Below are 10170 nucleotides of genomic sequence, written 5' to 3'. Positions count from 1 at the left end.
AGGCTGAAGCCTTGGGTACGACCGATTTGAATGGTGGCGCGCTCTTCAACGCTGAGTTCGGTATAAGACATAGGGGCAGCACCGTACCGGAAAGGTCAGGTGTTGCACTCAGTTTTTGCCGCCGCCCATCATTATGAAACCAAGTTCTGATCCACTCGCAGGGCTAGCCGCGTATGCCTAAGGAAGGCCATCGTTTAGCCTATATACCGTTTGCTCCAAAGTATTTGGTTTTGTGCAGCAATCATTTTGGGAGTGATGAATATTGTCAGCCGAAAGTAGTGTAAAGGCCGTCACGACTGACTCCCCTTGGGCGGTTTTTCTGGTGTTTCTGCGCCTAGGGCTCACCTCCTTCGGAGGCCCGATTGCACATCTAGCTTACTTTCGCGAAGAATTTGTCGCTCGACGCCAATGGCTGAGCGAGCGTAGCTATGGGGATTTGATTGCTCTGTGCCAGTTCTTGCCGGGGCCCGCCAGTAGCCAGGTTGGAATAGGTTTAGGACTATCTCGTGCTGGGGTTCCTGGAGCAGTAGCTGCGTGGGCAGGCTTCACATTGCCTTCGGCAATAATCCTGGTTTTATTCGCTCAGGGTATGTCCTCGTGGGGAGGGGCGCTTCCGAGCGGTCTTTTACATGGTCTTAAAATTGTCGCGGTGGCTGTCGTTGCTCAAGCCGTCTGGGGAATGGGCCGCAGTCTTTGCACTGATGCCCCTCGAATAACCGTCGCCGTGTTTGCTGCCTATGCTGCACTGCTTTGGCCGCATGCCTGGGGGCAGATCGGCGTGATTTTCTTCGGCGCTGTCATAGGAATGATGCTCTTCAAAACCGATGAAAGCCAAACTACGGAGTCTTTGCCCATATCGGTGAGCAGAAAAGTCGGCGTGGTGTTGTTGCTGCTGTTCTTCGGCCTTTTAGCTGGCCTGCCATTACTGATTCAAGTGTGGCCCTCTCAAGCGTTAGCTGTGGTAAATGCCTTTTTCCGTACTGGGTCATTAGTTTTTGGAGGTGGGCACGTCGTGCTGCCGCTGCTTCAATCAGCTACCGTGCCGAACGGATGGGTAGCCAATGACACATTTCTTGCCGGATATGGTTTAGCACAGGCCGTACCGGGCCCGCTTTTTACCTTCGCAGCATTTCTTGGCGCGTCCATGAATGCCCAACCTTCTGGTTGGCTCGGGGCTACCGCGTGCGTCCTAGCAATTTTTGCCCCTTCTTTCCTGCTCGTAATCGGCGTTTTGCCATTCTGGGAGCAACTGCGGAAAAGCTTACGCACCCAAGCTGCACTTTCAGGCGTAAACGCAGCAGTTGTGGGCCTTCTTCTGGCGGCCTTGTATAACCCTGTCTGGACGAGTGCCATATTCACTCCTACAGACTTTGGCTTGACGCTGATAGCTCTCGTGGCCTTGATGTTCTGGAAGGCTCCTCCATGGTTGGTAGTCTTGGCTGGAGGCCTCTTCGGATGGTTACTCAGCAGTGTATTTTGAGGCCGGCTAAACGATACCGTCAGGACGAGTTGCTTCGCGCACGATTACAGTGTGCTGAGCTGTTGATGCAGCCGATGGATTTGATGAGCCTAAGGGGCAGAACTGAGAGCATGTATTGCGGCCCTAATTTCGCGATAAACCTTCTGTGGTCTTGAGCTAGGACTATACGAAAGACAAGCCCCCAAGTGAGGTACACAGATTTCAGGCCGCTCTTTTTTCTAATGGCCTAATGGCGAAAGCTGACCAGGAAAAGGTAGTGTTCAAATTCTTACTCATGGACGTCCTACATGCCTGTCACAATTCGCGCTGCAGTGGTGGCAGATGCACAAGCTATCCAGTGCATTTACGCTCAGATAGTTTCGACAACGGCGATCTCGTTCGAAGAGATCCCGCCAAGCGCTGAGGAAATAGCTCAGCGAATAGCCACCACACTTCAAACATATCCCTACCTTGTGGCCGAAGAAGATGGGGAGGTCAAGGGCTATGCCTATGCAAGCCAGCACCGCGCACGCCCGGCCTACCGATGGGCAGTTGACGTGACGGTATACATAGCTGAATCGGCTCGCCGTCAGGGTGTTGGCCGTGAGCTCTATGAGACCTTGCTTCCGATTCTTGAGAAGCAGAGATTTCGCGCAGCGTACGCCGGAATTGCACAGCCCAATGAAGGAAGTGTGGGCCTGCATGAGTCGCTGGGGTTCGTCCACATCGGCACATATCCGGAGGTAGGCTTCAAGCTTGGGAAATGGCACGACGTCGGCTACTGGCGACTCGGGCTGTGTCCGGCAACTCCTCCACTGGAGCCTATTCTCTTTCCTTAGCTTGAAGTCGCATCACAGTAGGCACACTCGATTTGCGTCGCGAGACATCAGGGTTCGCTAGTGAGATAGCTTTGGACTTGGTTGACTACATCCCGAGCGGTGCGGGTTACTCCGATCAATGTCGCAGAGGCGAGCCCCGTCCAATCGCCGTAACCCACCAGCCACAAATTGGGTGACGCAACACTTCGATTTTCGTCCACAGCCACTTTACCGTCCAGGCCTACAACGCCCAGGCTGCTCAGGTGGTCGAGCGCGGGAGAAAATCCCGTGCACCAGATGACAACGTCCAACTTTGTTTCGTCTCCTGATGACCACACAACGCCTGTCGAAGTGAAGTGCGTGAATGGCCGTACCGCTCTCAATACACCGCGTTCACGAGCGTCTTTCACCGATGACACCATTACGATGTCGCCCAACCCTCCAGCGGGCTGCTCAGGCTCCACACCATCCTGTTGCGCCTTCAATCGAGCTGTAGCTCGTTCGAACAGGACGCGCCCATCAACCTCATCAGGTAGAAACTTTGGGACTTCTTGAGTTACCCAGGTTGCCTGAGCCACTTTGGAAACCTCGGCGTAAATCTGGGCTCCCGAGTTGCCACCACCGACGACAAGGACAGTTTTCCCCTCAAACTCATCCGGCCCAACGTAATGAGCGGAATGAAGCTGCTGCCCTAAAAACAACTCCTGTCCGGGATAGCTTGGGATAAATGAGCGGCTCCAGGTGCCTGTTGCACTGATAACCGCTTTGGCCTCCCAGGCTCTGTCCTCGGAGACAACCCGTAATCCGTCTTCGATTTTCTCGACACGGTTTACCCGCGTGGATCGGATGATGGGAAAGTCATATCGACGCTCGTACAGAGTTAGATAGTCGATAACATCGTCCAGCCCAGGAGTCCCCTCGGATACTGCTGGCATGGGCCAGCCGGCAATTGAGCTCCAAGCAGACGGCGAGAATAGTCGGAGAGAATCCCACCCATGCCGCCAGGCCCCTCCCGGTGCTGACTCGGCGTCGAGTAATACATAGGAAAGGCCTGTACGCCTCAAGAAATAGGCTACGGTGAGCGCGGATTGGCCACCGCCAATGACCACTACATCAAATTTCGAGTTTTGATTCACCAGCATCCCCCCAGGCCCATCTGCTTTACATCGGTTTAAACCCTGCGGCCATTCTCATCAATGACGACTTGTCCGTCTTCTTTGACGAAGCTGCCGCGCTGCTCTTGCGGCAGAAGGTCGAGGACTGCCTCTGACGGTCGACACAAGCGTGTGCCCAAGGGCGTCACGACGATGGGGCGATTGATCAGGATGGGGTGAGCCATCATGGCATCGATGAGCTGATCATCAGTAAGTGACGTATCGCCCAGTCCCAACTCCTCGTAAGGAGTGCCTTTGATGCGAAGCAGGGCCCGCACCTCAATACCCATATCCTTGATCAACCTGACAAGCGTGGTGCGGTCAGGTGGGGTCTGTAGGTACTCGATAACAGTCGGCTCTTCTCCGCTGTTGCGGATCAGCTCCAAGGTGTTGCGAGAGGTGCCACATTGCGGGTTGTGATAGATCGTGATCTGGCTCATACAGTTTCCTCGCACTGACGTTAGATGGAGCGCTGGTTGACGCGTTTGGAAAGCTCTTCGGCGGACTCTTTGCGCTCGGAGTACCGATCAACCAAATAATCCTGGCGATCCCGCAACAGCAGGGTGAACTTCATCAGCTCTTCCATCACGTCCACGAGTCGGTCGTAGTACGAGGACGGCTTCATACGACCTGCCTCGTCGAACTCGGTAAATGCCTTGGCCACCGAAGATTGGTTTGGGATGGTGAACATCCGCATCCATCGGCCCAGTACGCGCAGCTGATTGACCACGTTGAAAGATTGCGAGCCGCCGCAGACCTGCATCACTGCAAGGGTTTTGCCTTGCGTAGGCCGTACAGCGCCCATCGCCAGCGGTACCCAGTCAATTTGGGCTTTGAATACTGCGCTCATGGAGCCGTGACGCTCAGGGGAGCACCACACCTGCCCCTCAGACCATTGCATCAGCTCGCGCAGCTCAGCGACCTTGGGATGTGTATCGGGAGCGTCATCCGGCAGCGGGAGACCTGATGGGTCAAAGATCTTGGTTTCGGCGCCAAACTCTTCCAACAAGCGGGCTGCTTCCTGAGTCACCAGCCGGCTGAAAGAGCGCTCTCGCGTCGATCCGTACAAAAGCAGAATTCGAGGCTTATGGAGCGAAGGCGTACGAGGTGCCAGTTGCTCCAACGAAGGAATGTCGATCAGGTCGGCGTGAACGTTCGGCAATGTCTCTTGCATATAAACTCCTACGGCGGCGCCTGGTTGGGTGCCGCCTCGGTTGATCTTTAAAGCGAACCGATGCGGTTCAGTTCAGCTTTCAACTGGTCAGTGCTGATGGTCTTCAGTGGCAGCGCAAGAAATGCGCTCACGCGCTCGTGAATTTTGGCGAGTGTGGTTTCAAACGCAGCGGTGATCTCGGCTTCCGACCCGCTAGCCTCAGACGGGTCGGCCAGCCCCCAATGCGCCTTCAAAGCTGGCCCGAAGAAGATTGGGCATGCCTCACCTGCAGCCCGGTCACAGACAGTGATCACGATGTCTGGCGGCGAGCCTTCAAAAGCGTCCGAAGCCTTGCTGCTTAAGCCCGCAGTAGAGATACCCGCCGCCTCCAGTGTCTGCAGTGCCCTTTGATTCACCCGGCCACTGGGAAAGCTCCCCGAGCTGACCGCTTCTACGCCTTCAGGCGCCAGGTGATTGAACAGCGCCTCGGACAGAATGCTGCGGCAGCTGTTGTGGGTGCACATGAACAAGACTTTCATCAGAAGATTCCTTGATTCAGAAACTGAGGCGCAATGCCAGGGCAGACAAGGTGGCGACGAGGATAGGCAGGGTCAGCACGATCCCAGTCTTGAAGTAGTAACCCCAGCTGATCTTGATGTCCTTCTTGGCCAGCACATGCAGCCACAGCAGCGTGGCCAGACTGCCAATTGGAGTGATCTTCGGGCCTAGATCGCAGCCAATGATGTTGGCGTACACCATCGCTTGCTGTACGACGCCATCAACTTCGGCGGCATGAATGGATAAGGCGCCAACCAGAACCGTAGGCATGTTATTCATGATCGAAGACAGCAATGCTGTTAGCAGCCCTGTACCCAGGGACGCGCCCCAAACGCCATAACCGGCGAACACGTTCAGGATCTGCGCGATGTGGTCGGTCAGGCCCGCGTTCTTCAAGCCATAGACGACCAGATACATACCCAAGGAAAAAATCACCACTTGCCATGGGGCCTCTTTGAGCACCTTGCTTGTGTTGATGGCGTGACCACGAGCCGCGATGACATAGAGAATGAACGCACAGACCGCTGCAATGGCGCTGATTGGCACCCCCAATGGCTCAATGACAAAGAAGCCGATCAGGAGTAGTGCCAGCACCCACCAGCCGGCTACAAACGTGGCCCGGTCGTGGATTGCCTCGTCCGGATTGTTCAGTTGGTTGAGGTCATAGGTCTTTGGTAAATCTTTGCGGAAAAACCACAGCAGCATGGCTAATGTCGCTGCCACGCTGACGATGTTTACCGGCACCATGATCGAAGCATATTCGTTGAAGCCGATATCGAAGTAGTCGGCAGAAACGATGTTGACCAGGTTGGAAACCACCAGCGGTAAGCTCGCCGTGTCGGCGATAAAACCGGCTGCCATGACGAATGCCAAAGTAGCCGCAGGAGAAAAACGCAACGCCAGCAACATCGCGATCACAATGGGTGTGAGGATCAATGCTGCTCCGTCATTGGCGAACAGGGCCGACACCGCTGCGCCAAGCAGGACGATAAATGCGAACAGCTTGCGGGTGCTTCCGCCTCCCCATCGGGCCACATGCAGCGCAGCCCATTTAAAAAAGCCTGCCTCATCAAGCAGCAAACTGATGATGATGACCGCGATGAAAGTTCCGGTAGCATTCCAGACGATGCGCCAGACCTCGGGTATGTCTGCAAGAGTAACGACGCCTGCCAGCAACGCCACGATGGCACCCAACGTGGCACTCCAACCAACTCCGAGCCCTTTAGGCTGCCAGATGACGAGCACGATGGTGGCGATAAATATCAATACGGCAATCAGCATTTCGTTAATCCGGTTGGGCGTGAATCAGCTGCACACGGCCTGGTTGATCGGACGGTCGTTCATACCGCACAGGCGTTTAGTATCGGTTTCCAGCCATTGCTGATTGGCGTCTACGACTTCTTTCAAAACCGCAGTTACCCACGCAGGCAAATCGGGGTTCAGGCGGTAGTACACCCACTGACCTTGCCGGCGATCCATCAACAAACCAGCAGAACGCAGCAGGGCCAAATGACGAGAAATCTTCGGCTGGTTCAGGTCGAGTGCCGCCGTCAGCTCGCAGACACACAGCTCGCCTTCGCTCACGACGAGCAGGGAAATTTTGGCTCGGGTGTCATCCGCCAAGCACTTGAATAACGTGGTGGGGTTCATGGGTTCTGTCATAGATCCTCCAGGTGTTTGGTCTTGACCAAAACGAAGAGCTTGATGCGCTCGTGGATGTCGTGGAGCGTGTGGCGAAATGCACCGGGATCATCGCTCGTTACTGGGTCAGGAAAGTCCCAGGCAATGACTTCACCTGCACTGGGCATTGGTAGGCACTCGCTGGCGGATTTATCGCAAAGAGTGATTACGTAATCGAATCGATCAGCTTGAAACTCGCTGATGGACTTGCTTCGCAGGCCCGTCGCATCGACTCCAACTGCCTCCAACGCCTGAATCGTGCGCGTATCAACCTCAGACGGTTGGGATCCTCCGCTGAAGGCCTCGAAGCGCGGGTCGGTGTGACGCAGCAAAGCCTCTGCAAGCTGGGAGCGGGCTGAGTTGGCAACGCACACGAAAAGCACTTTGATAGCAGGGGTCATGACTAGACTCGATGCATATGGAAAATCGAATATACGCTTTGGCAGATATTCGGTAAAGCGAATATGATGACTACGGCTTCGGCTTGGGCCGTAACAGTCCATGCAAAGCGGCACAAAGGAGATGAAAGGATGGAGTGGGAGATGATGATCCAGGCAACGGAAATAGCCGGTGGGCAATGGCAGCGCTTTCGCGATGCACTGAAATCTGCTGACCTTCCATCAGACGATATTGATCTTCCTGGCCGAACCTTTTTTGAGTTCACGCTGGACAGTGAGACGGTCGCATGGGGAGGATTCGAAACGCATGGTACGAACGGGTTGCTGCGCTCTCTGGTCGTGGAGCCCGCATACAGATCGAAAGGGGTTGGAGCTGAAATGCTTCGAGTCATTGAAGCGATAGCCGCCGGGCAGGGAATCGCTCGATTTCATTTGCTGACAACAACTGCATCAGGCTTTTTTGAACGGCAGGGCTACGCACTGAACCAGCGAGGCTCTGCGCCGTCTCTGATCTCACAGACGGAGCAGTTTAGGGGGCTTTGCCCTGGCTCGGCTTGCTACATGTGCAAGGCGTTACCATTCGACAATGGCTGATAGTCTGCCCATCCGATAGCCTGGGAGGTAGTGCCCAGTTTCGACCGATCCTTTACATGTGCGCGTACATGCACATATAGTCGCTACATGACCTTATTACTGAACCGAACCCAGGCAATCGAGGCCGCCATAGAGTCGCTGGACGGTGCATTCTTCAAAGCCCTCTGTGAGCCACCGCGAATCGCAGTGCTGAAGCGCGTAATGCTACTAGGCCGTGCTGATGTCACTGAAATTGCGGCTGACTTACCTCAAGAGCGTTCGGTTGTGTCTCGCCACCTTCAGGTGCTACTAGAGGCGGGGATCGTTAGAGCCACTAAGATAGGGCGCCAGATGTTCTATGAAGTGGACGGCCCAGCCATTATCAAGCGTCTAGAGGCCATCCTCATCCACACCAAAAGCATCGTTCCACTGTGCTGTCCAGGCGAAAAGGTCTGAGCCTTTTTTTGCATAAATACGTGCATGAGTGCGCATACATGAACATAAGCAGTCAGATGTTGGATGTTATTGTCATTGGTGCTGGCCAAGCAGGGTTGGCTACCGGTTGGCACCTGAAGCAGCACGGCCTCAATTTCCGCATTTTTGATGAGCAATCGCAGCCTGGGGGGAACTGGCGTAATTACTACGATAGCCTTGAATTGTTCTCGCCAGCAGCATATTCCTCTCTTCCGGGGCTTCCATTTCCTGGAGCAGCAGGCCACTACCCTTCTCGGGATGAAGTAGTGCGTTATCTGGAAGGTTATGCCGACTTCTTCCGGTTACCTATCCTTCAAGGGATTAGGGTCGCGAACGTAGGTCAGGAAGGCGAAGGATTTCGGATCACTGCAGCGAACGGACAAAGCTTTTGTGCGAGAGCGGTGGTCGTGGCCTCAGGAGCCTTCAGTCGTCCCTACGTACCCGATATCCCTGGGCTCAAGAACTTCAGCGGCACTCAGCTTCACAGTGCTCATTATCGGAATGCAGAAGCATTTAGTGGGCAACGCATCGTCGTAGTTGGCGCTGCTAACTCGGCTGTACAAATCGCTTACGATTTATCCAAAGTTGCAACCGTGACTCTGGCCACGCGAGAGGCGATTCGATTCGCGCCACAACGGATATTAGGAGCAGATTTTCATACTTGGTTGAAATGGACAGGCCTAGAGAAAACTAAGTGGCTAAACGATCAAAGCACGCCTGTACTGGACGACGGTACGTACAGAAAGGCTCTGAGATCCGGACGCTTCAATCAAGCAGCAATGTTCTCCGAGGTCACTTCAACAGGCGTTATTTGGGCCGAAGGGCAGCATGAAACCGTTGATAGCCTGATTTTTGCCACTGGCTATCGTCCGAACCTGCCATTTCTCCAAGGCCTTCCAGTAATGGATGAGCAGGGACGAGTGGCGCAGCGCGACGGGCGAGCCGTTCATGTTCCAGGCTTGTACTTTGTAGGCTTGCCCAAACAACGCAACTTCGCTTCTGCAACCCTACGAGGAGTGGGGCCTGATGCCGAACAAATACTTCGGTATTTGCTAAAGCGAGTTCGTAAGTTAGAAGCCGCCCCGACGCTCGTAACGCAAAACTGAGCCGCTGGCGTCCGAAAAAACAAGAGTCCGTAGCTAGTGAAAAACCTAGAAAGCAGCCAACGACCTATCAACCGATTCAAGCTTGTGTGGGCATTAGGCATCGCACAAATCCTTGCTTGGAGTTCGACCTATTACCTGCCAGCAGTTCTTGCAACACCAATCACCAAAGAAACAGGATGGTCAGTTACGAGCGTAGTGATTGGATTATCTTGGGGACTGCTGGTCGCAGGAGCTTGCTCGCCCATGGTGGGACGATGGATCGATCAAAGTGGGGGACGCCCCGTGTTGGCAGCTAGCTCGTTATTTTTGGCGATGGGTATGCTGTTGATGGGCTTAGCCAGTCACTTGGCCGTTTATTACCTAGCATGGACGCTGATCGGCGCGGGCATGGCTGCTGGCCTTTATGACGCAGCGTTTTCGACTCTCGGACGACTACTTGGCGACCACGCACGTGCCTCGATGACTGGTCTAACCTTGCTAGGTGGGTTTGCCAGCACCTTAGGCTGGCCACTGATCGCAGGCCTAGAGCACCAGATCGGGTGGAGGTACAGTTGCTTTGCCTTAGCCGCAATGCACCTGGTAGTTGGACTACCAATCCATCTTCTGACAATTCCCAGCGAGAAAGGCCCCCCAGCCGAATCTGCACCTCTTACAAGTCCCTCGTCCATTCCTAGGCTTTGTACGAAAAGTATTGCCGCATGCAACGTAGGCTGCAGGCCAAGGTGACCATGGCTGCAAAGCTCTTGGCCAGCTTGTCATAGCGAGTGCCGATCCTGCGATTTTCTTTCAGCCAGCCA

Annotated in this window: 13 protein-coding genes and 1 pseudogene; 6 read left to right on the top strand and 8 right to left on the bottom strand. The window is 54.7% G+C overall.

The window, feature by feature from the left end; all coding sequences use genetic code 11:
• Positions 1-259: 259 nt before the first annotated feature.
• Complete coding sequence (gene chrA, locus G7020_RS23085) at positions 260-1480, top strand: chromate efflux transporter (RefSeq protein ID WP_058410841.1); 1221 nt, start codon at positions 260-262, stop codon at positions 1478-1480.
• A gap of 287 nt (positions 1481-1767) precedes the next feature.
• Positions 1768-2298: an arsinothricin resistance N-acetyltransferase ArsN1 family B gene (locus G7020_RS23080; protein ID WP_033902846.1), complete on the top strand. Its 531-nt coding sequence runs from the start codon at positions 1768-1770 to the stop codon at positions 2296-2298.
• A gap of 47 nt (positions 2299-2345) precedes the next feature.
• Here G7020_RS23080 and G7020_RS23075 read toward each other — a convergent pair whose 3' ends face one another.
• From G7020_RS23075 to G7020_RS23045, 7 genes are read right to left on the bottom strand one after another with little or no spacing between them, the layout of a single operon-like run.
• A complete protein-coding gene (locus G7020_RS23075; protein ID WP_058410999.1) occupies positions 2346-3419 on the bottom strand; it encodes an ArsO family NAD(P)H-dependent flavin-containing monooxygenase in 1074 nt (357 codons plus the stop codon).
• Positions 3420-3448: 29 nt separating this feature from the next.
• Positions 3449-3871, bottom strand: coding sequence for an arsenate reductase (glutaredoxin) (gene arsC / locus G7020_RS23070; RefSeq protein WP_058410998.1), 423 nt, complete (start codon positions 3869-3871; stop codon positions 3449-3451).
• Between the two features lie 20 nt (positions 3872-3891).
• Entirely contained in the window at positions 3892-4605 is a 714-nt protein-coding gene (gene arsH, locus G7020_RS23065; protein WP_033902849.1) for an arsenical resistance protein ArsH, read from the bottom strand.
• A gap of 47 nt (positions 4606-4652) precedes the next feature.
• Positions 4653-5123 carry an arsenate reductase ArsC gene (locus G7020_RS23060; RefSeq protein WP_033902850.1) on the bottom strand — a complete coding sequence of 157 codons (471 nt, stop codon included), beginning with the start codon at positions 5121-5123 and terminating at the stop codon, positions 4653-4655.
• A 16-nt stretch (positions 5124-5139) separates the two neighbouring features.
• Positions 5140-6423 (bottom strand): arsenic transporter, encoded by a 1284-nt coding sequence (locus G7020_RS23055; RefSeq protein WP_032856859.1) that lies wholly within the window; start codon positions 6421-6423, stop codon positions 5140-5142.
• A gap of 24 nt (positions 6424-6447) precedes the next feature.
• Positions 6448-6804: a metalloregulator ArsR/SmtB family transcription factor gene (locus tag G7020_RS23050; RefSeq protein WP_058410997.1), complete on the bottom strand. Its 357-nt coding sequence runs from the start codon at positions 6802-6804 to the stop codon at positions 6448-6450.
• Positions 6801-7223: an arsenate reductase ArsC gene (locus G7020_RS23045; protein ID WP_058410996.1), complete on the bottom strand. Its 423-nt coding sequence runs from the start codon at positions 7221-7223 to the stop codon at positions 6801-6803. Before G7020_RS23045 ends, G7020_RS23050 begins: the two co-directional genes overlap by 4 nt.
• Before the next feature lie 129 nt (positions 7224-7352).
• On the opposite strand from G7020_RS23045, the gene arsN2 reads away from it, so the two are divergent.
• From arsN2 to G7020_RS23025, 4 genes are all read left to right on the top strand, one after another.
• Entirely contained in the window at positions 7353-7814 is a 462-nt protein-coding gene (arsN2, locus tag G7020_RS23040; RefSeq protein WP_058410995.1) for an arsenic resistance N-acetyltransferase ArsN2, read from the top strand.
• Positions 7815-7901: 87 nt separating this feature from the next.
• Complete coding sequence (locus G7020_RS23035) at positions 7902-8249, top strand: ArsR/SmtB family transcription factor (RefSeq protein WP_069552307.1); 348 nt, start codon at positions 7902-7904, stop codon at positions 8247-8249.
• Positions 8250-8287: 38 nt separating this feature from the next.
• A complete protein-coding gene (locus G7020_RS23030) occupies positions 8288-9373 on the top strand; it encodes a flavin-containing monooxygenase (protein ID WP_153368000.1) in 1086 nt (361 codons plus the stop codon).
• A 36-nt stretch (positions 9374-9409) separates the two neighbouring features.
• Entirely contained in the window at positions 9410-10099 is a 690-nt protein-coding gene (locus tag G7020_RS23025) for an MFS transporter (protein WP_078473485.1), read from the top strand.
• Here the strand turns inward: G7020_RS23025 and G7020_RS23020 are convergent.
• Positions 10044-10170 (bottom strand): annotated as a pseudogene (locus G7020_RS23020) (IS5/IS1182 family transposase); the annotation flags it as partial. The gene G7020_RS23025 and the pseudogene G7020_RS23020 overlap by 56 nt on opposite strands.

This window comes from Stutzerimonas stutzeri (genome assembly GCF_013522825.1).
In the GTDB taxonomy this organism is placed as follows: domain Bacteria; phylum Pseudomonadota; class Gammaproteobacteria; order Pseudomonadales; family Pseudomonadaceae; genus Stutzerimonas; species Stutzerimonas stutzeri_AK.
This window is presented reverse-complemented; position numbering and strand designations above follow the sequence as displayed.